The 23,607-nt window shown below is 39.2% G+C and carries 24 protein-coding genes; 14 read left to right on the plus strand and 10 right to left on the minus strand.

Annotated elements, in window-relative coordinates:
• The first annotated feature begins 1 nt into the window (after position 1).
• The gene (locus B9A58_RS13605) at positions 2 to 2,347 is read left to right on the plus strand and encodes a ribonucleoside-diphosphate reductase subunit alpha (RefSeq protein ID WP_084373422.1); all 2,346 of its coding nucleotides are present in this window, start codon (positions 2 to 4) and stop codon (positions 2,345 to 2,347) included.
• A gap of 107 nt (positions 2,348 to 2,454) precedes the next feature.
• Here B9A58_RS13605 and ribD read toward each other — a convergent pair whose 3' ends face one another.
• Positions 2,455 to 3,483 (minus strand): bifunctional diaminohydroxyphosphoribosylaminopyrimidine deaminase/5-amino-6-(5-phosphoribosylamino)uracil reductase RibD, encoded by a 1,029-nt coding sequence (ribD, locus tag B9A58_RS13610; RefSeq protein WP_084373423.1) that lies wholly within the window; start codon positions 3,481 to 3,483, stop codon positions 2,455 to 2,457.
• A 100-nt stretch (positions 3,484 to 3,583) separates the two neighbouring features.
• Between ribD and prmC the strand changes: the two genes are divergently transcribed.
• Positions 3,584 to 4,438 carry a peptide chain release factor N(5)-glutamine methyltransferase gene (prmC, locus tag B9A58_RS13615; RefSeq protein ID WP_084373424.1) on the plus strand — a complete coding sequence of 285 codons (855 nt, stop codon included), beginning with the start codon at positions 3,584 to 3,586 and terminating at the stop codon, positions 4,436 to 4,438.
• Here the strand turns inward: prmC and B9A58_RS13620 are convergent.
• Positions 4,430 to 5,662: a lysophospholipid acyltransferase family protein gene (locus B9A58_RS13620; RefSeq protein WP_084373425.1), complete on the minus strand. Its 1,233-nt coding sequence runs from the start codon at positions 5,660 to 5,662 to the stop codon at positions 4,430 to 4,432. The genes prmC and B9A58_RS13620 overlap by 9 nt on opposite strands.
• A complete protein-coding gene (locus tag B9A58_RS13625) occupies positions 5,663 to 6,682 on the minus strand; it encodes an RluA family pseudouridine synthase (RefSeq protein ID WP_084373426.1) in 1,020 nt (339 codons plus the stop codon).
• Between the two features lie 81 nt (positions 6,683 to 6,763).
• Between B9A58_RS13625 and B9A58_RS13630 the strand changes: the two genes are divergently transcribed.
• The 3 genes from B9A58_RS13630 to B9A58_RS13640 are packed head-to-tail and all read left to right on the plus strand — an operon-like array spanning position 6,764 to position 8,726.
• On the plus strand, positions 6,764 to 7,303 hold the full coding sequence (locus B9A58_RS13630) for a tellurite resistance TerB family protein (RefSeq protein WP_084373427.1): 540 nt from the start codon (positions 6,764 to 6,766) through the stop codon (positions 7,301 to 7,303).
• A 25-nt stretch (positions 7,304 to 7,328) separates the two neighbouring features.
• Positions 7,329 to 8,273, plus strand: coding sequence for a sensor histidine kinase (locus B9A58_RS13635; RefSeq protein WP_084373428.1), 945 nt, complete (start codon positions 7,329 to 7,331; stop codon positions 8,271 to 8,273).
• Positions 8,274 to 8,279: 6 nt separating this feature from the next.
• A complete protein-coding gene (locus B9A58_RS13640; protein WP_084373429.1) occupies positions 8,280 to 8,726 on the plus strand; it encodes a response regulator in 447 nt (148 codons plus the stop codon).
• Here the strand turns inward: B9A58_RS13640 and B9A58_RS13645 are convergent, their stop codons facing one another.
• Complete coding sequence (locus B9A58_RS13645; protein ID WP_084373430.1) at positions 8,727 to 9,653, minus strand: tellurite resistance TerB family protein; 927 nt, start codon at positions 9,651 to 9,653, stop codon at positions 8,727 to 8,729. It lies immediately after the preceding gene.
• Positions 9,654 to 9,804: 151 nt separating this feature from the next.
• Between B9A58_RS13645 and B9A58_RS13650 the strand changes: the two genes are divergently transcribed.
• A complete protein-coding gene (locus tag B9A58_RS13650) occupies positions 9,805 to 10,710 on the plus strand; it encodes a 1-aminocyclopropane-1-carboxylate deaminase/D-cysteine desulfhydrase (protein WP_084373431.1) in 906 nt (301 codons plus the stop codon).
• Positions 10,707 to 11,813 carry an adenylate/guanylate cyclase domain-containing protein gene (locus B9A58_RS13655; RefSeq protein ID WP_084373432.1) on the plus strand — a complete coding sequence of 369 codons (1,107 nt, stop codon included), beginning with the start codon at positions 10,707 to 10,709 and terminating at the stop codon, positions 11,811 to 11,813. Before B9A58_RS13650 ends, B9A58_RS13655 begins: the two co-directional genes overlap by 4 nt.
• A 131-nt stretch (positions 11,814 to 11,944) precedes the next feature.
• Here B9A58_RS13655 and B9A58_RS13660 read toward each other — a convergent pair whose 3' ends face one another.
• On the minus strand, positions 11,945 to 14,176 hold the full coding sequence (locus B9A58_RS13660; RefSeq protein ID WP_084374001.1) for a M1 family metallopeptidase: 2,232 nt from the start codon (positions 14,174 to 14,176) through the stop codon (positions 11,945 to 11,947).
• 17 nt (positions 14,177 to 14,193) lie between these two features.
• A complete protein-coding gene (locus B9A58_RS13665) occupies positions 14,194 to 14,655 on the minus strand; it encodes a HupE/UreJ family protein (protein WP_084373433.1) in 462 nt (153 codons plus the stop codon).
• A gap of 115 nt (positions 14,656 to 14,770) precedes the next feature.
• Between B9A58_RS13665 and B9A58_RS13670 the strand changes: the two genes are divergently transcribed.
• The 3 genes from B9A58_RS13670 (at position 14,771) to B9A58_RS13680 (ending at position 16,084) form a co-directional block, all read left to right on the plus strand.
• Entirely contained in the window at positions 14,771 to 15,262 is a 492-nt protein-coding gene (locus B9A58_RS13670; protein ID WP_139793892.1) for a DUF6702 family protein, read from the plus strand.
• A gap of 218 nt (positions 15,263 to 15,480) precedes the next feature.
• Positions 15,481 to 15,762, plus strand: a complete 282-nt coding sequence (locus tag B9A58_RS13675; RefSeq protein ID WP_084373435.1) for a type II toxin-antitoxin system RelE/ParE family toxin — start codon at positions 15,481 to 15,483, stop codon at positions 15,760 to 15,762.
• A 10-nt stretch (positions 15,763 to 15,772) separates the two neighbouring features.
• Positions 15,773 to 16,084 carry a HigA family addiction module antitoxin gene (locus B9A58_RS13680; RefSeq protein WP_084374002.1) on the plus strand — a complete coding sequence of 104 codons (312 nt, stop codon included), beginning with the start codon at positions 15,773 to 15,775 and terminating at the stop codon, positions 16,082 to 16,084.
• Here the strand turns inward: B9A58_RS13680 and B9A58_RS13685 are convergent.
• Together B9A58_RS13685 and B9A58_RS13690 are read right to left on the minus strand one after the other, a co-directional pair.
• Positions 16,071 to 16,616: a 2'-5' RNA ligase family protein gene (locus tag B9A58_RS13685; RefSeq protein WP_084373436.1), complete on the minus strand. Its 546-nt coding sequence runs from the start codon at positions 16,614 to 16,616 to the stop codon at positions 16,071 to 16,073. The genes B9A58_RS13680 and B9A58_RS13685 overlap by 14 nt on opposite strands.
• On the minus strand, positions 16,609 to 17,580 hold the full coding sequence (locus B9A58_RS13690; RefSeq protein WP_084374003.1) for a radical SAM/SPASM domain-containing protein: 972 nt from the start codon (positions 17,578 to 17,580) through the stop codon (positions 16,609 to 16,611). The genes B9A58_RS13685 and B9A58_RS13690 overlap by 8 nt, the downstream gene beginning before the upstream one ends.
• 206 nt (positions 17,581 to 17,786) lie before the next feature.
• Here B9A58_RS13690 and B9A58_RS20395 point away from each other — a divergent pair, with 206 nt between their 5' ends.
• The 4 genes from B9A58_RS20395 (at position 17,787) to B9A58_RS13710 (ending at position 20,133) form a co-directional block, all read left to right on the plus strand.
• Positions 17,787 to 17,933 (plus strand): hypothetical protein, encoded by a 147-nt coding sequence (locus B9A58_RS20395; RefSeq protein WP_176214786.1) that lies wholly within the window; start codon positions 17,787 to 17,789, stop codon positions 17,931 to 17,933.
• A gap of 74 nt (positions 17,934 to 18,007) precedes the next feature.
• Positions 18,008 to 18,571 carry a hypothetical protein gene (locus tag B9A58_RS13700; protein ID WP_139793893.1) on the plus strand — a complete coding sequence of 188 codons (564 nt, stop codon included), beginning with the start codon at positions 18,008 to 18,010 and terminating at the stop codon, positions 18,569 to 18,571.
• A gap of 12 nt (positions 18,572 to 18,583) precedes the next feature.
• Entirely contained in the window at positions 18,584 to 19,777 is a 1,194-nt protein-coding gene (locus B9A58_RS13705) for a lipoprotein N-acyltransferase Lnb domain-containing protein (RefSeq protein ID WP_084373439.1), read from the plus strand.
• 44 nt (positions 19,778 to 19,821) lie between these two features.
• Positions 19,822 to 20,133, plus strand: a complete 312-nt coding sequence (locus B9A58_RS13710; protein ID WP_084373440.1) for a hypothetical protein — start codon at positions 19,822 to 19,824, stop codon at positions 20,131 to 20,133.
• On the opposite strand, the gene B9A58_RS13715 is transcribed toward B9A58_RS13710, so the two are convergent.
• Entirely contained in the window at positions 20,122 to 20,880 is a 759-nt protein-coding gene (locus B9A58_RS13715) for a DUF5995 family protein (RefSeq protein WP_084373441.1), read from the minus strand. The genes B9A58_RS13710 and B9A58_RS13715 overlap by 12 nt on opposite strands.
• A 93-nt stretch (positions 20,881 to 20,973) precedes the next feature.
• A complete protein-coding gene (locus B9A58_RS13720) occupies positions 20,974 to 23,598 on the minus strand; it encodes an ABC transporter permease (protein ID WP_084373442.1) in 2,625 nt (874 codons plus the stop codon).
• Positions 23,599 to 23,607: the final 9 nt, after the last annotated feature.

The raw sequence follows: 23,607 nt of genomic DNA on the forward strand, positions 1-23,607 counted from the left end.
TATGCTAGTACTAAAAAGAGACGGAAGGAGAGAATCCGTCAAATTCGACAAAGTCACCGCCAGAATAGAAAAACTCTGCTACGGACTTAATACCAATTTCATTGAGCCTGTAGATATCGCTAAGAAAGTGATTTCTGGAATCTATGATGGTGTGACCACAGTAGAGTTAGATAATCTGGCTGCCGAAACTGCAGCTTCACTGACTACAGTTCATCCTGACTTTGCAAAGTTGGCAGCGAGAATCGCCATTTCCAACCTTCACAAAACGACAAGTAAGTCTTTTTCAAACACCATGAAAAGGATGTACACCTATATAGACCCAAAGACTGGAGAGAATGCTTCTCTGCTGGCTAAGGATGTATATGGTATCATCAAGAAAAATGCAGCTTTGCTTGATTCATCTATCATCTATGATAGGGATTTTAGCTACGACTACTTTGGTTTCAAAACTTTGGAACGTTCGTATTTGATGAAACTGGATGGGCAAATCGTGGAAAGACCACAGCACATGTTGATGCGTGTAGCCATTGGTATTCACAAAGAAGACATTGAAGCAGCGATCGAAACCTACAACTTACTCTCTGAAAAATGGTTTACGCACGCGACTCCAACTTTATTTAATGCAGGCACTCCAAAACCACAGTTATCTTCATGCTTCCTTCTGACCATGAAGGATGACAGTATCGACGGGATATATGATACATTGAAGCAGACGGCAAAAATCTCTCAGTCGGCTGGTGGAATTGGACTAAGTATTCACAACGTAAGAGCAACAGGATCTTACATTAAAGGAACCAATGGCGTATCGAACGGTATTGTGCCGATGTTGAGAAACTTCGACATGACTGCCAGGTATGTAGATCAAGGTGGTGGAAAAAGAAAGGGTAGCTTCGCTATCTATTTGGAGCCTTGGCATGCAGATATTTTCGATTTCCTTGATTTGAAAAAGAATCATGGCAAAGAGGAAATGAGAGCAAGAGACTTGTTTTATGCCCTTTGGGTGCCAGACTTGTTTATGAAGCGTGTAAAAGAAAATGGTGACTGGACCCTGATGTGTCCAAACGAATGCCCTGGATTGGCAGATGCCTATGGGGATGAGTTCGAAAAACTATACGAAAGATACGAGTCAGAAGGAAAAGGCAGAAAAACCATCAAAGCACAGGATCTTTGGTTTGAAGTACTTGAATCTCAAATCGAAACAGGTACACCTTATATGCTATTCAAAGATGCAGCAAACAAGAAGTCGAATCAGAAAAACTTGGGTACCATCAAGTCAAGTAACTTGTGTACCGAAATCATGGAGTATACTTCTCCAGATGAGGTAGCAGTATGTAATCTGGCGTCAATAGCCTTACCAATGTATGTCACTGAAGATGGCCTATTTGATCATCAGAAGTTGTATGATATCACTTACGTGATCACTAAAAACTTGAACAAGGTAATTGATGTCAATTACTACCCTGTTCCAGAAGCACGGAATTCAAATATGAAACACCGTCCAATTGGAATAGGTGTACAAGGATTAGCTGACACTTTCATTCAAATGAAAATGCCATTCGATTCTCCAGATGCCAGACAATTGAATAGCGAAATCTTCGAAACGATTTACTTCGCGGCAATGACTGCTTCTAAAGATTTGGCTAAGGTGGATGGCGCTTATGAGACATTCAAAGGTTCTCCTGTATCTAAAGGCATCTTCCAATATGATATGTGGAATGTGACTCCTTCCAAAAGATGGGATTGGACAAGCTTGAAACAGGAAGTGAAAAAGCATGGTGTGAGAAATTCCTTGCTATTGGCTCCTATGCCTACAGCTTCTACTTCTCAGATTTTGGGCAACAATGAATGCTTTGAGCCTTATACTTCAAATATTTATACCAGACGAGTATTATCAGGTGAGTTCATCGTGGTAAACAAGCATTTGATGAAAGATTTGATTGCCTTGAATCTATGGGATGATAGCATGAAGAATAGAATCATGACTGCGAATGGATCAATTCAGAATATTCCTGAAATTCCTCAAAACATCAAAGAGCTTTACAAAACGGTTTGGGAAATTTCTCAGAAGTCGATCATCGACATGTCAGCAGACAGGGGTGCATATATCTGTCAAAGCCAGAGCTTAAACATTCACTTGCAAGAGCCTAACTTTGGTAAAATGACATCTATGCACTTCTATGCATGGGAGAAAGGATTGAAGACGGGTATGTACTACTTGAGAACAAAAGCAGCTGCTGATGCGATCAAGTTCACAGTTTCGAAAGAAAAGAATGTTGATTTCATCCCAGCCAATGACAAAGAAGGTGAGGCTAATTCACAATTCGAATGTGTAGGATGCGGTAGCTAATTGCCAAAAATATCAATATTGAAAGCCCTTCTGATGAGAATCAGAAGGGCTTTTTTGATCCTTCCAACTGAGATTAGCAGCTGCCTGAAGTAATAAATTTGAGGTTTCTATTTTAGATAGATACTCAATCTGTCATCCTCGATATTCATCTCCTTGCTACTGTCTACGTTTAGTTTAGGTGCTTTTATTCCTTTTTCAAAATTCGTTTGACTCGTAAACACCCTGGCCTCATCCCAGTAGTCCTTGTCTATGAGCGATTGCAATAAATGAGCCCCTCCTTCTACAAAGACTGACTGGACACCCCGCTGTCTCAAATCAAGAAATACATCTTCAAGCAATCGCTCATCAGCTACCTTTACCCATTCCAGATTTTCTTCCTTTCCTTCCTTTTTAAGGTTATAACAAATGGATGGAATTTCTTGATCAAAGAGATGAAGGTCGGAATTCAGCGACAGTCGTTTGTCAATAACAAGTCGAATAGGGTTGTTGCCCTGCCAGTTTCTTACATTGAGTTTTGGATTGTCATACTTTGCAGTGTTGGTACCCACCCAAATGGCATCCTCCTCTGAGCGCCATTTGTGCACCATTTTTCTTGATTGCTCACCACTGATCCATTTTGAATCATAGTTTTCTCTAGCGACAAAACCATCAGCAGTCTGAGCCCATTTTAATATTACGTAAGGTTTCTTTTTTTCCACTCGTGTGAAAAACCGCTTATTAAGTTTTCTTCCTTGCTTGGAAAGCACGCCAACGTCCACTTCGATTCCCGCTTCTGTAAGTTTTTTAATGCCTCCACCATTCACTAATGGAAAACTATCTTGATTACAAATGACCACTCGTTTTAATTGATGTTTGATGAGCAAGTCAGCACAAGGTGGTGTCTTACCAAAATGGGCACAAGGCTCTAGCGTTACGTAAGCTGTAGACTGCTTCAGAAGTTTTTTGTTTTTCACGCTTTTGATCGCATGGACTTCTGCGTGTGCTTCACCATATTTTTCGTGCCACCCTTCACCAATGATTTTATTTTTATATACAATCACACACCCCACCATAGGATTGGGGCTAACTACCCCTAGTCCATTTGCTGCCAATTCGAGTGCACGCTGCATGTATTTTTTGTCAATTGATTTATTCATTGTCATTCAATTCTAAGGCTAGAATAGTCCATAATTGGTTGCTTTTCTTTTCTCGTTTTCGGGTGCTATCAAATTTACACTGTTTAATTATTTTTGTGTCATGGAGGAATATTTTCCTAGGAACACTTTTCAAGATACTGTAGCATTACTCAATCCAGAATTGGGCCTCCAGGAAGGGCAGGCTTTGTCTTATATTGTGCTTGATAAAATCTTTAGGATTTCAAAAACTGATATTATTGTCAATCGGCAATTTTTCCCGGACAGTCTACAGAAGAAGAAGTACAATCTTTTGGTAAAGCGTCTGCTGGACAATGAACCCATTCAATATATTTTTAAAGAGGCTGAATTTTATGGTTACCGTTTTTATGTTGATAAAAACGTTTTAATCCCTAGGCAGGAAACGGAGTTGCTCATTCAAATTATTTCCAATTTCAGAAAATGGGAAAAGCCCAAAATGGCTGATATTGGGACGGGTTCTGGGTGTATTGCTTGTTCGCTTGCCCTGACTATCAATGATTCGCAATTAGTGGGTTATGACGTCAGTCATGAGGCGCTAAAGATTGCCCAATACAATGCGGCTCGGCTAGGTGCGAATGCAGTATTTTCCCCTCTGGATATATTGAAGCATGAAATTCCTCATAAAGAGCTGGATTTGATTGTCAGCAACCCTCCCTATGTCATGGATCAGGAGAAACAACTAATGAAAAAAAATGTACTGGAGTTTGAGCCTTCTTTGGCTTTGTTTGTACCAGATAATGATCCATTGATCTTTTATAAAACCATTATGCAGAAAGCAAAGGATGCCTTGAAAAAGGGAGGTGTATTGTTTTTTGAAATTAATGAACAATTTGGAAAGCAAACCTTACTGCTTTTCCAGCACTACGGATATAGCGAACCGAAAATTTATAAGGATCTGAATGACAAGCAACGTTTTGCTTCAGCTATTTTAGAATAGCTCAGCTCTGATTTGAGCGATCTCATCAACAAAAGCATTATACTTGGATTGAAGGATTTCATCAGATGCAAGTAATTGCGTCAGTCGGAATCTTTTCCACTTTCTAATAAAACCATTGAGAGAGATCAAGGTAACAAAAGAAAAAGCCACACCTATGATCCCTAAATACCATTGACCAGTATATTCACTGGCCCAACTGGCTAAATGCCACCACCAAATGCCAAATCCTAATAGAGAGAACCCAAATTTCAGTGAGGCCACAAATTCGATTTCTTTGACTTTTAATTTTATAAACAGATAGACAGGAAGCAAAACGGGAAGGTTAATAAGCAAACCAATTAGCGCAAATGGAGCAAGAGCAAATAATGTGAACGCATGACGTGTGCTCATAGGCCTGAAAGGAAAGGAAAGGCCTGCCGATTCTAATGCTGTTTTTTGTTCCTCAATGGCTTTGACTTCAGCTGATCTACCCTCTAATTTTTTAGCGGCAGCATTAATTTTTTCATAATCTACCAATTGATGAGCATCTTGGTCATGAAAGAAAATGGCATCCAATCCAAGATATTCTTTTCTATCCAATGAGACATGCACCTTGCTCATCGCCTCAGTAATTTGGGCAGTTAATTGGTTGTAATTTTTTGCGTTTTCCTCCTGTTGTTTCACTACAATGGGTTTCCCGAAAACGATGTGAACTGTAGATCTAAATCCAGTATGATCAGAATAGTTAACACCCACTGGAACCACTGAAAGCTCTTTTGTGCCTCCCTCAAAATTGACAGCGCCAAGCGCTATTCTGGTAATACCTTTTTTCAGCACTCTGCGATGTCTTCTAATGTTGTGCTCTCCTTCTGGGAATAGCATGACCGCATATTTTTTTGCCAAAGCTTCGAAGCACGCTCTAAAAATCTGCTTGTTGGCTTCTAGGGGATTTACGCCATCCTGCGCGCGATAAACTGGCATTAGATTGAGTGAATTGAAAAAGGCCTTTGCCATTGGGTTTTTGAATACACCTGCACGAACCAGATAATGATCAAAGCACGTATTGCTTGTTGTAATTAGTAGAGCATCTATAAACGCATTTTCATGGTTGGATCCAAAGATGATTGGCGTTTTTTTAGGAATGTTTTCCAGGCCTGTTACCTTTATTTTGCTGTAATAGAGGCGCAGGCCTATCCTTACAATAGTCCAAAAAGAATAATACCAGAGATACTTAATTACAATCATTTAATCTATGTGATTGACATAGTGCTCCCACTTCTCGATCACGTCTTGAAGATCTTGGGGCAACTCAGAGTCGAATTGAACAAATTTATTTGTGGTAGGATGGATGAATCCCAAAGACTTGGCATGAAGGGCTTGTCTGGGGATAATCTTAAAACAGTTTTCAACAAACTGCTTATATTTTGTAAATGTGGTGCCTTTGAGGATTTTATCGCCGCCATAGGTCACATCGTTGAATAAGGGATGGCCAATGTGCTTCATATGCGCTCGAATCTGATGGGTTCGTCCAGTTTCCAGATTACACTTGATCAAAGAAACATAACGTAATCTTTTGATCACCTTAAAATGAGTAATTGCTTTTCGCCCATGATCATTTTCGGGGAAGGCTGCCGTCACTCTGCGATCTTTTAGGCTTCGACCCAGATTTACATCTATCGTGCCTTTATCTTCCTCTGGCTCTCCCCACACTAGCGCGTAGTAGGTTCTTTCAATGCTATGATCAAAAAACTGCTTAGCGAGACTGGACATGGCTTTTTCACTTTTAGCAATAACCAATAACCCAGAAGTGTCTTTGTCTATGCGATGAACCAATCCTGGTCGCCCATCATTGTTAGGCATGGTAGGGAGATTGTTGAAATGAAAAGTCAAAGCATTGACCAAAGTCCCAGACCAATTCTGATAAGCAGGATGCACTACCATACCTGGTTCTTTGTTTACAACAAGCAAATCATCATCTTCAAATATGATATTTATCTCTATATCTTCAGGGACTATATCCGTATCTTTGGGAGGCTCTGGCAGCTCTACGACGATTATATCTCCAGGGTGAACCTTGTAATTAGGCTTTATTTCCTGATCGTTGACCTTGATGAAACCATCCTTGATTCCTGCTTGCAGTTTGTTTCGGGTCACATTGGGCAGGCGATCCATTAGGAACTTGTCCAACCGCAAAATTTCCTGGCCAGGATCAGCCACAATTTTGTGGTGTTCGTATAATTCTTCTTCCAATGATTCCTCTTGCATAGTCGGCAAAGGTAAGTATTAGTTTTAGAAATTTTGATTATCTTAAAGCAGCAAAGGCAGCAATTAATAAACGTGACTCAAATGACAAATCAATCGGATTTCGCCAAACTATTGGTAAAGACAGTTTTCTCATTCATGACCTGTGATGGGCATATTTCCCCAAAAGAAATTGCTTTTCTAAAGCAGTTGGCTAAGGAAAAAGTAGACCTTTCTGGGGTAGATATAGATGCAGAACTGAAATTACTGATTGAGCTTATTAACTTAAAGGGGTTAGATTTTTTTGATGATTATTTCAAAAAACTAAATAACGCTACGCTTACGGAAGAGCAAGAAATGCTTTTGTTGGAATCTGCGATTCAGACGATTACTGCAGATGATAAAGTAAAAAGGGAAGAAATCAATTTTCTCAAGATCCTACGGACTGCACTTAAATCTCCCGACCAAAAGATTTTGGAAAAATTTCCTAAAATCGGAAAAAATTTCATTCACAAGGATGCTTTTACAGATATCTATATCAAAGAGTTGTATAGCAACTATTTCAAGGAAAACAAGCTTCCCATGTTTGACTTATCTCAAGTAAAGGATATTTCTGACTCTGTGGATTTCGGGACGGGTTCTTGAGATTAGAAGTTGGCCTAGAAAGATCATGCAAAAGAAAGCGCTTACGGTTCGTGCCAAATACACTCTGGGTGGAGTCATTTTTGGTCTGAGCTTTCCAGTCTTTTCTCAATTGATGGATTGCTGGCTGAATGGTATGGACTTTTCTTTAAAGAGCATTCTAATCATTCATCAAAATAATGTGATTCACTATGTAGTGGACACGGCACCTCTGGTGCTAGGTATGGCTGGGTTTCTTTTGGGAGTTACGCACCAAAAAAAGAATGATATCAATCAGCGACTTAGCGGAATCAATGAATCTCTGGATACACTTACTTACAAAATCACGCATGACCTCAGAGGGCCAGCACTGAATATTAAAAATCTCTCGGAAATATTGAAGACCTCTTCAATTCCCGAGTCGAAGAAAAGAGAGGTTATAGATAAAGTGCATGAGTCTGTAGATACCTGGCTACAGACCTTTGAGGATTTTATGTCTTTGCTGAAGCATGAAAAGTCTGGTGATTTGGAAAAAAAGGAGTGTTCATTGGAGGAAGCCATTGAAAACCTTAAACAGGTTTTGGCGCATGATATTGAAGAATCAGGTGTAAAAATCAATACAGATTTTACCGAAATCTCATCTGTGTATGCCTCTGAAGTTTATCTGAATAGCATTCTCAAAAATTTGATTACCAATGCTATAAAATATGCTCATCCTGATCGTCAGCCAGAAATAAATATCAAAGCAGTACCCAAAGGGAGTCAGGTGCAGTTGGTCTTTTCAGACAATGGATCAGGGATTGATTTGGCCACCTATGGAGACAAGCTTTTTACCTTATTTGAGAGATTCAGCAGCAATTCAAGAATTCCAGGATCGGGCATTGGGCTTTATCTGGTGAAAGAGCAAATAGAAAAAAATAATGGAACCATAGAGGTTCAAAGTATTCCAAACGAAGGCACTATATTTACTATCCACTTACCTATTACAGCTTAATAAATAATGATTGACATCAATATAATATCGAATATCCTTTTAGTAGACGATGATCAAACGTCTCTATTTCTACAGCAACATTTGTTGACAGATGTGTGTAAATATAGTGGCCAGATTCATGAATGCCATAACGGGAAAATGGCATTGGATTATATCGAAAATAAGGGTGAGTTTGCATCAAATGGAAAAACCTACCCTAAGCCTGAGTTGATCCTGTTGGATATTAATATGCCTGTGATGAATGGTTTTGAGTTTTTGGATGCTTATAAGCTATTGCCAGTAGAATTGCGTGGAGGTATAGTGATCTCTATGCTGACCAGTTCATTGAATAAATTGGACAAGGACAAAGCAGAAAAGTATCAGGATGTGTCAGATTTTATTACAAAACCAATCACTAAAGAACAACTTTTGACTATCGTAGAAAAGCACTTTGGGGAACGAATGAAATCTTGACTACTGCTTATATTTTTCTGGATCTACGTATTCTGTTCTTTTTTGCTCAGATAGTTTTTCGAAAGTAGGTATATCAACCTTTTCGAAATAATCATCAAAAAGTTGACCTAAATATTCGTGGCTAAAGATGTCACTCTCTAAGAACTGATCAGGCAGATTGGGGTTTAAATCTGTAATCTGTTTGTCAGTCACACTTAATAAAGAACGAAAAATTCTAAAAAATCTCACCTCATTATAATCTACTTTGCCATCAGCATAGAGTGTCTTGATGGCCATTTCAATAAGCTTGAGTTCCTGTTCTTGCTTGAGTTGCGCATTTTTGAGCATTTTGAAATAGTCTTTGAGAAAACCCATGCCCAACGAATTGATGACTTCAATCAGGAAGTCTAATTCCGTATCAATATCAATTTCGCCAAAAGCTTTGTCTTCTTCCGCCATTTTTCTAATAAGCGCCACTTCGTTAGGAGCGATGTGGCCGTCACAGGTCATGAAGGAAAAAGCGGTCTTCAGCAAGATTTTATTGAAGTCGTAGATATTGTTTTGGCTGTCGCGCAAGGATTGATTACTCACCCAATCACCTATGCCTTTGATGTTATCCTCTATTCTTTTTTGAATTTGGGAATCTATAGAGATTTCTTTGGCGCTATTTAGTATTTCAAGAGAACTGGCTTCTGAGAAGTCAGAGTTATCTTTCATAGCCTTGAAATAGTCGATGCCACATTGCAGTATTTCGGTTGCCAATAGATCAGCTATTGATTGATAGCGCACATCGTCTGATCCTATTTTTTCTTTAAGCTCATCAAGTTCTTTTTTGGTTTTGAATAATAGCTCAGTACCTAATTCGTAAGCGTTTAATCTATTATTTCTGCGCTCACTTTTGGTGTGCTCAATATGTGAGGTTATTGATCGAGTCAGATTTTCTGCCATTTTGGAAATTCAATGCGTATAAAAAACTAAACCTTTCTGGACTATTTTGGGCCAGAGCCAAGTGTTTGATTAGATGCTACAAATTAATAAAAAATATCATCCCTTGTTTAATTAGAGTCATTCTTTCCTCAAGGCATGTTAGATTTGATACATGTTTGAATTGGAAAAGCCAACCCCTTTGCAGCAGATATACGCTCCATTGTTTTTGGAAAAAGGTGTAGAGGTATTCCTAAAAAGAGAGGATTTGATTGATGTGGATATTTCTGGCAACAAATGGAGGAAACTGAAGTACAATCTGATCCAAGCCAGCGAGCTGGGCTTTCAAAAGATCCTAACTTTTGGAGGGGCTTACTCCAATCATATTGCGGCAACTGCAGCAGCATGCAAAAGGTTTGGTTTTGAATCCGTGGGAATTATAAGAGGAGAGGAATTGAATGCCAACTCTAACCCGACCTTGCGACAAGCCACTGAATATGGGATGAATTTAAAATTCATCACTAGAAGTGACTATCAGCATAGAGATGATAAAGTTTGGATTAATGACCTCAGTGAAAAGTATCAGGCATTTGTTGTTCCTGAAGGTGGATCTAATGAAGCCGCACTCAAAGGAGTGAAGGAGTTAGTGGATGAAATTGACATAAATTTCGATTACATTCTATGCCCGATTGGGACAGGAGGTACATTGGCAGGGATTATTCAAGGTTTGGTTGCTAAGCAAAAAGCGTTGGGAATTAGTTGCTTGAAAGGAGAGGGTTATCTAGAGCAGATGGTTCAGGGCCTGACAAAAAAAACTGAATCTTGGGCACTTATTCACAATTATCACTTTGGGGGTTATGCCAGGTTTGATAGTCATTTGATCGGATTTATCAATCAATTTTATGAAGCACATGGCATTCCTCTTGATCCTATTTACACTGGTAAAATGATGTATGGATTCTTTGATTTATTGAAAAAGGGTAAATTTCCTGACGGAAGTCGAGTCATTTGCGTACATACGGGAGGACTTCAGGGTATTGCTGGTTTCAATGCTCAACACAACGATTTGCTCAAAACATGAAGTGGAAAAGGAATTTTATAGATTGGTTGTTTGTCATCTCCTCATGGATTTTGGCTTGTTTGTGTATTACTGCCATTGGCATGTTTTTTCAAGACCTCCAGTTTCGTTTTCTTGAAATTTTCCCCACACAAGAGAATCAAAAATTTATAGACTATTTCTCCTCTGGACTTCAGTACATAGAAGGCGTATTGTTTGGGTTTCTTTTTGGGTCAGTTTTTTACTTTGTGTATTGGCTGACCGAGAACACGAACTTAAGAAATAAGTCTTTTGGCAGGTTGATGATCTTCAAAACCTGCTTGTACCTCATAGGCTTTGTCTTGACATTTGTTATGGTTTTTGCTGTTTTATTAACACTGGAGGTTACGCCTATTCGAGGTGTGAAGGATGTAATAAGCACACTTTCGAGCTGGACATTTTATGCTGCTTTTGGCACTTTCCTTACCTTATTTTCAATCATCATCAACTTCGTCCTAGAAGTGAGTAAGAAGTATGGGCCAGGCAACCTCTGGCACATGTTCATGGGTAAGTATCACAAACCTGTGATAGAAAATAGGATTTTCATGTTTTTGGATTTAAAGGATTCGACTGCTTATGCGGAAAAACTTGGACATATCAGATATTCTAATTTGATTCAAAAATGTTTTTTATATCTCAACGAAATTGTCTTTGACCATAGCGCTCAGATCTATCAATATGTAGGGGATGAGGCCGTGCTGACTTGGAATTCGTCTGATGTAGAAGCTAGAAAATTAAGTGTTGAGTTGTTTTTTGCCTTTCGCGAAAAGTTAGTTTCCAAAGCTTCCAAATTTGAAAAGGAGTTTGGGTTTGTCCCTGAATTTAAGGCGGGCATCAATGAAGGTGCAGTCACTGCTGCTGAAGTAGGATATATCAAAAGAGATATTGCTTATCACGGAGATGTGCTCAATACAGGGTCTCGTATTCAGGCCAAATGTAACGAACTGGGAAAGAGCCTTTTGGTTTCTGAAGCATTTGCAAAGGAGGTAGAAAAATTGATAGCCTTTAAGCAAGAACTGATGGGAAAAATCAATCTGAAGGGTAAGGCTGAGCCCATTAATATTTATTCGATAGATTCATTGACCTAAAGTTTAAGAAATACTTTCGCCGTCTTCTATGAACAGTACTTTTTTGCTCATTTAGGTTTGTTTCATAGCACAAATCAAAAAAAAGGCCGTACCCGAAAGTACGACCCAACCTAACCTAATCTTGATTAATTTTATTCACCCCCGTCCTGGAAATTGTCAAATCTTGAGGTGTTTTCTATGCGTGGAAATACATTGTTTTCTGTAGCGACATCTGCAGTTTCTTTGTTTGGATCTACTACGATGTTGATCACCTTTTTATCCTTAGCGAATACCTTGGTCACTAGGTTTTCATTTTTCTTCCAAATTTCTGCGGGTAAATATTCCCTCTCTTTCGTGCCATCTTCATAAGTCCATTCAATAATGATTGGCATTACCAAACCTCCTTTGTTTTCGAAGGTGAGTTCATAAAAATTGCGATTGGCATTTGCATTTTTGATGGCCTGATCATTGACTTGGTTCATGAACTCTTTCTGTCGAGGCGTTTCGACCACATCTTCTACATTTATATAACTGAACACTTCAGCCTCTTCCGCGAAGTCTATCAAATTTTGACTATTCTCGCCACTGGAGATTTTGGTTTTTTTGGACTTTTTTCCTTTGTTTTCAATTTCGTTTTCTGAGACGTCCATTTTATACCATTTCACTTTGGACAAAGACAGATCAACATGATCAGTGGTATAGAACCAGCCCTTCCAGAACCAGTCCAAGTCCATAGCAGAGGCATCCTCCATGGTACGAAAAAAATCAGCTGGACCAGGTCTTTTGAATGCCCACCTTTCAGCGTAAGTTTTGAAAGCATAATCGAACATTTCAGGTCCCATGATGGTCTCTCGCAATATACTTAGTGCTGCTGCTGGCTTGCCATACGAATTGTTGCCGAGCTGCAAAATTTGCTCTGGATCTGTCATTATGGGTCTCATACCTTCTTTGTCTCCCTTCATGTAGTCCAAAATCAACAATGGATCTCCTCGTTTTCTGCGTTTGTTTGGATAATGTTCTTTTTCTGTCAACGACTCCACAAAAGAATTAAGACCTTCGTCCATCCAAGCCCACTGACGTTCATCAGAATTGATGATCATTGGAAAGAAGTTGTGACCTACTTCATGAATAATTACACCTATCATGTTAGAGCGTTTCATAGCTGTAAAGGAGCCATCTTCATTGGGTCTGCCGTAGTTGAAGCAAATCATAGGGTACTCCATCCCGATTGATGCTGAATGAACAGAAATGGCCACAGGGTATGGGTACTCTATGGTGTGTTTAGAATAAGTGAGCAAGGTGTTGGCTACGGCCTTTGTTGATTCCTTTTCCCAAAGCGGGTTTCCTTCTTTTGGATAGTAAGACATAGCCAAGGGTGTCTTGGTATCTAACTTGACAGCTTGAGCATCCCAGATAAATTTTCTTGAAGCTGCAAGAGCAAAATCTCTCACATCTTTTGCATGATATTCCCAAGTTTTTTTGTTTTTTGCTTTTGAAGATTCTGCTTTTCTAGCCTCAGCTTCGGTGACAATAAGGACGGGTTTGTCGTACGATTTTTTGGCTTGGACCAACCTTTCTTTTTGAACTTTGCTCAGTACTTCGTCAGCATTTTTCAATTCGCCAGTGGAGGCTACCACAAAGTCAGCAGGTACTGTCAAACGCACTTGGTAATCCCCAAATTCCAGAGCAAACTCGCCTCGGCCCAAAAATTGTTTGTGCTGCCAACCGTTAAGGTCATCATAAACAGCCATTCTTGGAAACCACTGAGCGATAGTGTAGAGGTAGTTTCCATCCTTAGGAAAATACTCGTATCCCGACCTGCCACCTAATTGCATTCTGTCTTGCATGTTGTATGACCAGGCCACACTGAATGAAATGTTTTCTCCAGACGTTAGTGGTTTTGGGAGGTCGATCCTCATCATGGTTTTATTGATGAAGTATTTCAGCGGACGGCCAGAGGCGTCAGTTACTTCTGAAATCTTGAAACCACCATCAAAATCATATCCTTGGGTGATCTTTTGTATACTCTTTCCTGCCATGGAGCTGGAAACTTTACTTTCGGTCACCAAAGGAGTATCTGAGTTTTTGCTTCTCATGTTTTGATCCAGCTGCAACCACAGGTAGCTCAACTGATCAGGAGAATTGTTGAAATAGGTGATAGTTTCACTGCCACTTAGCGATTGGTTTTCGTCATTCAGCTCAGCTTGAATCACATAATCGGCTCTTTGCTGCCAGTAATCTTTTCCTGGTGCGCCAGAGGCATTTCTGTAGCTGTTTGCTGTAGGAAGTGTGGTTCCTAGTTGTTCAAACTTTTGATTCCATTCGCCTTGCGCGAATGCAAAGATTGGGCTCATCATGAGCAGCCATAACATACTTTTTTTCATTCTACTCATATTATTCATTACCAAAATATAGTATCTATCATAAGTGTAATGGCTACTCCAGCTACTGCCGAGGATATAGCCAATATCCAGTCTTTTCGAGATACGTGTATGTATTTATTCATCAAATAACCCATGCCATGGATCAAGCCAAAAAAGAGCGCTAAATAATAGTTGAGACGACTTACCTCAGAGGAGATGTATTGCTCTCTTTTCCAGATGTTACACACAGCTGTGATGAAGATAGTTACTGGGATGAGAAACTCTACCACACTTGAATTGATGCTAAAGACATTAAGGGATATAAGCGCCAAGGTGATGGAATGCCCAATGGTGAAAGCTGTTACTAATATCAAAACTTTCATCCAGTCAGTTGATAGATATACAGCAGCCAAAGCGATCACAAAAAGAATATGATCGTAGCCGTTGACATCCAAAATATGTTCTCTACCAAGAGAGAAAAATAGCTGAAACTCTGACATGCTGGTTGAAGTTTACCACTCAAATAATAACACCAAGGTCGCAAACAAGATTGTCTATTTTTGTTTGTTGCTAAAGGCGAACGACTGTAAACATATAACGGAAAACACGTAATTCATGACCTGTTTATTTCTATTGCTGATAAATTATATAAGCGGTATGCCACTGCATGCTTTCCATGTCTCGGTTTGTGAGATTGAATTTGATGAAAGCAAGAAGCAGCTTGAGATTACGCATCGGATTTTTTTGGATGATCTGGAGATAGGTTTGGCCGATTGGTCGGAAGAGCAGGTAGATGTGCTGAACCCTGAAAATCCAAAGCATCTGGATCAAATGATTGGGAAATACCTGACCGAAAAAACTACATACGTGATCAATGGGAAATCAGTGCGTGCGACCTATCTAGGCTCGGAAAAGGAAGAAAGTGTGATGTATTGCTATCAGGTTGTTACTAACCTAAAAAAGGTGAAATCGCTGAAAGTGACCAACACCTTACTCATGGAAATCTACGACGACCAGACCAATATTGTCCACCTTGAAAATGGGGATCAAATGAAGAGCCTGAAGCTCTCTGATTCTGAGACTTGGGGTGAAGTGAATTTTGATTAACAAACAATTCTGCCCGATACGTGACTTTAGTCCAACGTAGGCCAGTGTCCTTACGGGATTTTCATTTGATATTCCTAGGTTTCTGGAGCCACAATGAAGGACGGATTGGTGAAACAAGTCATTGTCAAGAGACAAAAAGAGCTGAATAAAGAACTTATCGCAATCGAATTGCGTTAATGTAACATTCATATACTATATTTATATTATAGTATAATAAAATGATAGTAAGCTTCAGCTGTAAAGAAACGCAAAAGGTCGGTCTGGGTCAATATACTGAACAGTGGGATTTAAGTATTCGACGGACTGCAATGAGAAGGCTTGATTATCTAGATTCGGCGATTAATTTGGAAGATTTAAGAATACCTCCATCCAATAGATTGCATGCATTGAAAGGAAACTTAAAGGGTTACTACTCAATTAGCATCAATATGAAATGGAGAATAGTTTTTATCTGGAAAGAAGGCAATGCTTACGATGTTAAAATTACAGATTATCATTAAAGAGAATATTATGAAAGCAATTATGAATATTCACCCTGGTGAAATTTTAGAAAAGGATTTTCTAGAGCCAATGGGGATTACGGCCTACAGATTATCTAAAGCGATCGGGGTTCAACAAACTAGAATCAGTCAAATTATCAAAGGTAAAACAAGCATTACCGCAGATATGGCTACACGTTTGTCAAAATATTTTGGAACAAGCGCAGAGCTTTGGATGAACCTCCAAAGCAAACATGATATACGAAAAACTCGCCAAGAAAAGAGTGAGATTTTGGAACAGATTGTGCCGATGGAGGCAATTGATCAATCTAAAACGATCTGAATTCTTCCCATCTCGAACCATTGTGTTTGAGCAAACAAAAGCCTGAGACTTCGAATTGTCTCTGATAGGATTGCTCTTGATAATGAGCTTTCACTTCAGGGAATATGGCCTTCTTCAAATCCCTAAAACCAATGGTCATGTGGGGGTGAAATCCACGGTCTTTGTAGTCAGCATTGAAAAATTTGAGTTCTCTTCTTACAAACATTGAAAGCTCTTTTTGAAGATGAGTCAACACCTCAGTTTTGGCTACATCTACAAATACCACTCTAGGCTCAAAAAAATCAAAACCATCTAGTGTCACCTGAAAAGGGTACTGATCAAACTTGAATTTTGAGAGCTTTTCAATAAGTTGCGCTTCCCTATCCACCCGCCATTTGAAGGGCATGTGCAAAGTGATATGAGGAGGAGACCTTAAAGCGCCCTTGGAGTTGAATTTATCCTTCACTTCCTGCTTAAATGCCATCACTTCAGTCAAGACTGGCCCATCAGGTATGAGTGCCAGAAAGTAGAGATTTTGTTCGGGCTTAGCCATCAGTTAAAGATACGTTGAGCCCTTCCGAGCAGTTTTTACAGATATCTATAGAGGCACGGGAGGTGAGGATGCTTTTTCTAAATTTCTCGTATGGCTCACTATACCAGATGTCGTGGAAGGATTGTTTGTTCCAATCACCCATGATATGTTTGGCATCCTTGTCAAAGCAGCAAGGCACCACTTTGCCATCCCAGGTTACGACACAGCTTTGCCACATTTTCCAGCACTGATTGTGGAGAAGGTTTTTGAGTTTGAATTTTCCATTGTGTCCTCGGGTATACCTTGAGTATTTTTGGTTTTGTGGCATAAGATCAGAGCCATTTTCAAAATCATAAATTTGAGCTGTTTTGAACTGAACTTCGTCTACACCTATTTCTTTGGCTAACTGTAGAGCCTCTTCGATCTGGTGCTCATTTGGGCCTACCACTAAAAACTGAAAAATAAGATGTGGTGTTTTGGCTTTGAGTTTCTTTTTCCAACGCACCATATTTCGAGTGCCATCCAGCACTTTTTCCAATTGCCCACCTACTCGATATTGTTCGTACGTTTCTTGACTGGTTCCATCTATTGAGATAATCAAACGATCCAATCCCGATTTGACGGTAGCCTCAGCTTTTTCATCGTCCAAATAATGCGCGTTGGTGCTGGTGGCAGTGTAGATTTTGTTTTTGGCCGCATGGTCAACCATATCTAAAAAACCCGGATGCAAATAGGGTTCACCTTGAAAGTAGAAGGTGAGATAAGTCAGATGAGATCTGACTTCCATGATCTTTTCTTTAAAAAAATCAACATCCAACATACCTGTAGGTCGCGTGAACGAACGCAACCCACTGGGACATTCTGGGCATCTCAGATTGCACGAGGTGGTGGGCTCAAAGGCCATGCTCAGTGGCAAAGAAGGGTTGATAAATTGGTCTAGATGCTTGGACTGGTAGTAGCTTGAAAATACCTTCATGGCATTCATTACCTTGTAGGGAGAGAGTTTGGTCAGTATGTTCAGACTATCGTGAAAATGCACCAAGAGATTATTTTGATCTTAACGTATTTTGGTAAATACAAATTTGTTTTAAGCATTGCTTTTTTATGAAACTAATACTTAGTAAATCTGTTAAAGTAAATGTAAGCTTTCTAATTTTGTTGTATATTCAATGTTCTAAGAAGTTAGATGTCATGAGTGAAAAGAAAAAAGTTGTACAAGTAAAAAACCCTAAAACTGGTCGCTATGTGAAAATTGATCGTGAAAAAGGAAGAATTGTAGCTCATAAGAAATCTGATGGCCCATTCAAAAATGTAGCTGTTGCCCGCAAGCGTAGTTAATGATATTTTATAACCCAACCGACAATGATGTATTAACCAAGAGGATTAAATATAATCCGAGGTCTGCCTTCATTATGACACAATTAGGAGGTGCAAAAACAGAATTATTGAATGATATCTTGTCACAACTTAATTCGGCATTAAATCAAAATAAAATCCAATTTCTAGATGCGAATTCTTTGGTCACAGGAAAGGATTTTTTATCCAAAATTTGGAACCTTGCCCTATCAGTTCCTATTGGAATAGCAGTTCTATCCGAGACTATGCAACAAACTACAGTTGCCAATATTTATTACGAACTTGGACTCATGAATGCCTTAGGTAAGGAAACTGTTGTCATCAAAACGCCAAATTTTAAAATACCGTCTGACTTTATTCGAACCGAATATATCAAATATGACAATTCCTTTGGAGAGAAATTAGAAAGCTTTCTCAAGCAAATTTTTGATCAAGCAGAATATTATGGAGTTATGGCGGATAGCCTGATTGCTAAACCCCTACTTTCAATCGATTACTTGAGAAGGGCTTACCTAATTACACAAGATGATGGTTACAAAAATAGAGCCTTTGAAATTATCAATTCAAATCAATTTGATGAGCATACTTCTATGATGGTTAATAGTTATTTCGATCTATAATTAATTGAGTTCATGTCTCTTCAAAGATCCTTTATTTCATTTTTTTTAGCGCTGTTTTTTTGGTGCGAAACTGCTCATTCTCAAATCCGACTTTCTGACCAGGCAGAGATCATTGTGCTCATTTTGGATCCTACTCAGGTCGAGTTGTATTCGGCTTTTGGGCATAGCGCTTTTAGGATCAGTGATCCAATTAATCGAATCGACATGGTTTTCAACTATGGGATTTTCGATTTTGATCAGCCCAATTTCTATTTGAATTTCACGAAAGGGAAACTGTATTATAAACTGGGTACAGGCAACTACGAGGCTTACAAAAGGTATTATTTGAGGGAAGATCGCTCTTGGCGAGAGCATGCTTTGAATATAGGGCAAGAAGATAAGCAGGCTATTTTTGATTTTCTCATCAACAACGCAAAGCCAGAAAACGCCAATTATTACTACAACTACTGCTATGACAACTGCGCCACTCGCATGAGAGATGTGCTGGATTTGACATTGGGAGATAAAATCAAATATGATTACACTTATGCCAGCGACTCTATGAGTTTCCGGGATTTGATGGACAAATATCTGACCTATCAGCCATGGGGAGATTTGGGTATTGATATTTGTTTGGGTTCTCAAATTGATCAAAGAGCCAGTGGGTTTGATTATCAATACATGCCACTCTATCTGGAAGAGGCTCTACTAGCTGCTACTTTACAAACGGATAGTTTGACTGTTCCCGCCATTGCAACTTCTGCGACTATGAATGTCAGTTCTGAGCAGCCCTTGGGTGGTGGATTTAAGCCCAGCCATTTATTTGTGATTGTCTTTTTTGTAGTTGGTTTGATTATTCACAGAGGCTTGAAATACCAGGTCAATTACAGGTTCATTGATGTGATTCTTTTCGGGGTTACAGGACTGTTAGGTTGTTTCCTGCTTTTCTTATGGTTTGGTACAGACCATTTGTCGAAGTACAACTACAATCTCCTTTGGGCTATGCCGCTAAATCTAATAGGACTTTTTTATCTCTTGAAAAACTCTAAGCCAGATTGGCTCAGCCTTTATTTTCAAGTGTTTGGCGGGCTGCAGGTATTGCTAATTATTTTTAGAGAATTGTTGCCTCAGGTGATTCATTTTGCTTTGATTCCATTGGTACTCGCCTTAGCGATCCGATCTTTCTATTTGGCTTATTCATTGAAAAAAGAAAACACTTCTGATTAGTTTTCCTTTTTGGTTGATAAATTCTCAAATCTAAATTTTAATATATGATTATTTGGTCTGGTCGCGGGATCTTGACTCCGCTGATTTTAGTTACTTCTGTCGTATTGTTTATTTCTATTTCTTCAGAAGAAATAGGTGTTTATACCTTCCCCATAAGTATTCTATTGGCTGGAGTCGCCAATTGGATTTTAGGTAAAAAGTGGAATAGTGCATCTGGTAGAATTGTGGTTGACGAAGCCACTGGAGAGCGAATTGAGCTAAAGTCAAATCACACCCTGTTTTGGATCAAGATGGAATATTGGGGAGTCCTTTTTGGAATCATAGGACTTGGCCAATTACTCAGATTAATTTTTTAAATCTTCAATTTTCTTTGCAATTGATCCACGTTCACCTAGTCGAATCCATCTAAAAATGATTGTGATCAAAAACCCAGGGCTAGTAATCAAACTAGCCTTTTTGGATACTTTTTGATCACGAGCAATAATCATTTCTGGCTTCAATGACAGCGGCGTATCTGCTAGGTGTTTGGCAAACTTCCAGGCTCCATCCCTAGCTAGTTTCATACTAAAATCAACCAGATAATCGTCCACTTTTCCTAGCGCTTTAACAATGATTCTGAACGTAGGCCAGATCTCGGCTAAGTCACGATCTACTTCATGAACCAGCGAGGAGAGGATTTCATTGATCTTGTCGAAATCACCATGTAGGTCGTTTACGTTTTTACCTTCTGAAATTTCAGCCGCAGCAATGCCCAAATCCAAATTGATATGTGCATTCATTCCAATCAATAGGTGCTGCAAGACAATGGGCCAATAATGTGTGGAGAGCGCAAAAGCCACTTGCCAGGAACGAGTCAGGGGCTCACCATGCTTATAAGCCTTATATGCATGGATGTATCTGGTAGCAAAAACCACATCCAGATGCTCCATGCGTGGACCATTATCAAAATAGTCTTGTTCAATCCCTTCTTTTACTTTGAGGGTGACTTTTCGATACAGGGCGGCAAAGTAGCCTGCACAACTTTCATTCTCTATCGACTCCTGAATAATTTGATCCAGTGAGATAATGACCTGATCAATGGTATCGATTGGTGATTCTTTCATTAGGTTGGTTCTTAATTTTTCAATTAAGATAATGGAAATAATATCTTTATAGGTTAGGGTTTAAATCCTAACCTATAACACGATATACATTTTTTACTCATACCTCAAGGTCTCACTTGGATTTTTGATTGCCACGCGGATGGTTTGATAACCTACGGTGAGAAGTGCGGATGCAATGACTAATATGATAGCTGCCCCAACAAAGATCCAGGGAAACGTGACGCGATAAGCATAATTATTGAGCCAATTGTCCATGGTGAAATAAACGAGCGGAATGCCTACTGCAGCCGATAATCCGATTAAAACCACAAATTCACGATAAAAGATGATAAGTATCTGTGGAATGGAAGCGCCTAATACTTTTCGGATACCTACTTCTTTTGATCTTTGGGTTGCCATAAAAGCTGATAATCCGAAAAGACCAAGTGAGGCAATGAAAATAGCCAAGACGGAAAAAATGGATGTGATGTAGCCAAACCGTTTGTCTTCTTCGTAAAGTGTCTCAAATTTTTGATCTAAAAAAGTATAGGAAAAAGGAGCATTGGGAAAGTACTGACTCCAGGTCTGTTCCAGATGATCCAACCCCTGATCATAATTTTTCTTATTTAATCTGACTACAGACTTGCTGGTGCGATCTGTGAAAAACATAGCAGTGGGCTCCAAAGAGGCTTTGAAAGAGGATCTATGGTAATCTCCTACAACCCCTACGATTCTATATTTGTTACCCCCAATATCTTCTCCAAACTGAATGTAATCCCCTAAAACTGATGAGGCATTTTTTAAACCATAGCGATTTAGAAATGCCTGATTGATTATGACAGAAGAGGAATCTGATTGAATAGCAGGATCAAATGAACGACCAACGAGTAATTTGGCGCCGATGGAAGGAAGGAAATTTTCATCACAAACAAGTAAGTAGGTTGTGCCTTCAAGAGAATTGGTTTTGCCGTTTATTTTTACTGGATCAGACGTAGACCATATGGACGAGGCGTCACCTCCAGGAAGTGCCGAGGTTAGTCCAGCATTTTCAATGGCATGGTGAGACATAAGCGCTTGCTTGAACTGCCTAAGTTTATCGGATAAAACCTCTCCTTGATACTCTTTTAATCTTGGGTTTTTGAATCCAACGACGTATGCTACATCTAGGCCTTTTTCTTTATTAAGCATATAGCTTATTTGTTTTTCTACAATCAAAGTGGTAGCGACTAATATCAGTGAAGCCGCAAATTGAAAGACAACTAATCCTTTTCTTAGTAATGTGCCCTTCACAGAGGTTTTAAATTTTCCTTTTAGAACCAGAGAGGGTTTAAAACTGGATAGAACAAATGAGGGGTATAGTCCAGTGACTAATGTTCCGATTAGGGAGAGCGTTACTAATAAAATTGTGAAATCCCTATTGCTCCAGATATCAGTTATGATAGGTTTGCCAACCAATTGGTTGAAAAAAGGGTAGAGCCCTTCGGCAATCATCAGTGCCAAAAATGCAGAGATAAAATTCAGCAAAAAGGACTCTATCATAAATTGCGTGATTAATTGAATCTTATTTGCTCCAACAGTCTTTCGGAGACCAACTTCTTTGGCTCTGTTGATAGACTTAGCAGTGGTAAGGTTGATATAATTGGCCCAGGCAATAATCAGAATCAGAATAGAAATGATGTTTAAAAAATCTACCATTTCTGCACTGCCATTAATTTCTGGTTCGTAAGTCATGTCTGAATGCAAATGAATACTTTCTACAGATTGCAAATTAAAGGACAAGCTAGTGGTACTCACATAGTCCGAAACAGGAGGGAGCTTTGCCCTCACTACCTCAATATCTGCTAATGGAGCAAGTTTTATATATGAGTAATAATTGTTGTAATTCCAGCCTTGTTTATCTAGCTGTTTCTGTAGCGTGCTCAAGGAAAGCAGGATTTCAAATTTGTAATGCGTGTTTTCGGGAACGTCTTGTATTACTCCAGTTACTTTGAATGGCTTTTCGAAATTACCCAACAACTCTACGGTTTGCCCAACAGGATTTGAATCTCCAAAATATATTTTCGCTTTGTTTTTAGTTAGAACCATGGTGTATGGCTCTGACAGCATAGAAGCCAAATCCCCATGAATCACCTGATAATCAAAAAGTTGTAAATAATTGCTGTCTGCTGCGACTACCAGAGGTTCATTTACGGATTGTTCCCCTTTTCGAAAAGTCAGATCGGACAGTTTGTACGTGGTGGTGTGTCCAATAATTTCTGGAATTATGTCATCCAATGTTTTGGCTGCTGGGTTAAAGGCCATGGCATCTCTGGCTCCTATTACTCCGTCTACAATTTGATCCGTGGTGAGTCTATAGAGTCGATCAGAATCTGTAAAAAACCTGTCATAACTTTTTTCGAAAGCCACATATTGATTGATGAGTAAGAATGCTGAAAGACCAATGGCTAGTCCTGTAATATTAATTGCTGAAAATACTTTTTGCTTCACCAGATTACGGAAGCTGATTTTGAAATAGTTTTTGAACATGCCTGTGGAGTTAAATAATGAGTTTTTGAAAAGGGGTCTGATCAGTGCTGGTCTGCAAAGTTTGATGACCTCTTTCAGGTATTTGAGTTCTGCAGATTTTGGGAACTGCTCTAGTTGATCTTGATGGAGCTCTTCCAAGTCCCCTTGGATATCAGGATAGTAGTCTGGATGGCAATACCACTTAAATAACCGATCTGCTAATCGCTTGATCATGAGCTTGCT

The sequence above is a fragment of the Reichenbachiella faecimaris genome (assembly GCF_900176375.1).
Taxonomy (GTDB): Bacteria; Bacteroidota; Bacteroidia; order Cytophagales; family Cyclobacteriaceae; genus Reichenbachiella; species Reichenbachiella faecimaris.

Coding starts and splice junctions, on each gene's coding strand:
- B9A58_RS20395 (WP_176214786.1), top strand. CDS start 17,787: ATGAGTGAAAAGAAAAAAGTTGTACAAGTAAAAAACCCTAAAACTGGT.
- B9A58_RS13715 (WP_084373441.1), bottom strand. CDS start 20,880: ATGAAAGAATCACCAATCGATACCATTGATCAGGTCATTATCTCACTG.
- B9A58_RS13685 (WP_084373436.1), bottom strand. CDS start 16,616: ATGGCTAAGCCCGAACAAAATCTCTACTTTCTGGCACTCATACCTGAT.
- B9A58_RS13675 (WP_084373435.1), top strand. CDS start 15,481: ATGATAGTAAGCTTCAGCTGTAAAGAAACGCAAAAGGTCGGTCTGGGT.
- B9A58_RS13645 (WP_084373430.1), bottom strand. CDS start 9,653: ATGGCAGAAAATCTGACTCGATCAATAACCTCACATATTGAGCACACC.
- prmC (WP_084373424.1), top strand. CDS start 3,584: ATGGAGGAATATTTTCCTAGGAACACTTTTCAAGATACTGTAGCATTA.
- B9A58_RS13690 (WP_084374003.1), bottom strand. CDS start 17,580: ATGAATGCCATGAAGGTATTTTCAAGCTACTACCAGTCCAAGCATCTA.
- B9A58_RS13640 (WP_084373429.1), top strand. CDS start 8,280: ATGATTGACATCAATATAATATCGAATATCCTTTTAGTAGACGATGAT.
- B9A58_RS13660 (WP_084374001.1), bottom strand. CDS start 14,176: ATGAAAAAAAGTATGTTATGGCTGCTCATGATGAGCCCAATCTTTGCA.
- B9A58_RS13710 (WP_084373440.1), top strand. CDS start 19,822: ATGATTATTTGGTCTGGTCGCGGGATCTTGACTCCGCTGATTTTAGTT.
- B9A58_RS13720 (WP_084373442.1), bottom strand. CDS start 23,598: ATGATCAAGCGATTAGCAGATCGGTTATTTAAGTGGTATTGCCATCCA.
- B9A58_RS13700 (WP_139793893.1), top strand. CDS start 18,008: ATGACACAATTAGGAGGTGCAAAAACAGAATTATTGAATGATATCTTG.
- B9A58_RS13665 (WP_084373433.1), bottom strand. CDS start 14,655: ATGTCAGAGTTTCAGCTATTTTTCTCTCTTGGTAGAGAACATATTTTG.
- B9A58_RS13705 (WP_084373439.1), top strand. CDS start 18,584: ATGTCTCTTCAAAGATCCTTTATTTCATTTTTTTTAGCGCTGTTTTTT.
- B9A58_RS13635 (WP_084373428.1), top strand. CDS start 7,329: ATGCAAAAGAAAGCGCTTACGGTTCGTGCCAAATACACTCTGGGTGGA.
- B9A58_RS13625 (WP_084373426.1), bottom strand. CDS start 6,682: ATGCAAGAGGAATCATTGGAAGAAGAATTATACGAACACCACAAAATT.
- B9A58_RS13655 (WP_084373432.1), top strand. CDS start 10,707: ATGAAGTGGAAAAGGAATTTTATAGATTGGTTGTTTGTCATCTCCTCA.
- B9A58_RS13620 (WP_084373425.1), bottom strand. CDS start 5,662: ATGATTGTAATTAAGTATCTCTGGTATTATTCTTTTTGGACTATTGTA.
- B9A58_RS13630 (WP_084373427.1), top strand. CDS start 6,764: ATGACAAATCAATCGGATTTCGCCAAACTATTGGTAAAGACAGTTTTC.
- B9A58_RS13605 (WP_084373422.1), top strand. CDS start 2: ATGCTAGTACTAAAAAGAGACGGAAGGAGAGAATCCGTCAAATTCGAC.
- B9A58_RS13650 (WP_084373431.1), top strand. CDS start 9,805: ATGTTTGAATTGGAAAAGCCAACCCCTTTGCAGCAGATATACGCTCCA.
- B9A58_RS13670 (WP_139793892.1), top strand. CDS start 14,771: ATGACCTGTTTATTTCTATTGCTGATAAATTATATAAGCGGTATGCCA.
- B9A58_RS13680 (WP_084374002.1), top strand. CDS start 15,773: ATGAAAGCAATTATGAATATTCACCCTGGTGAAATTTTAGAAAAGGAT.
- ribD (WP_084373423.1), bottom strand. CDS start 3,483: ATGAATAAATCAATTGACAAAAAATACATGCAGCGTGCACTCGAATTG.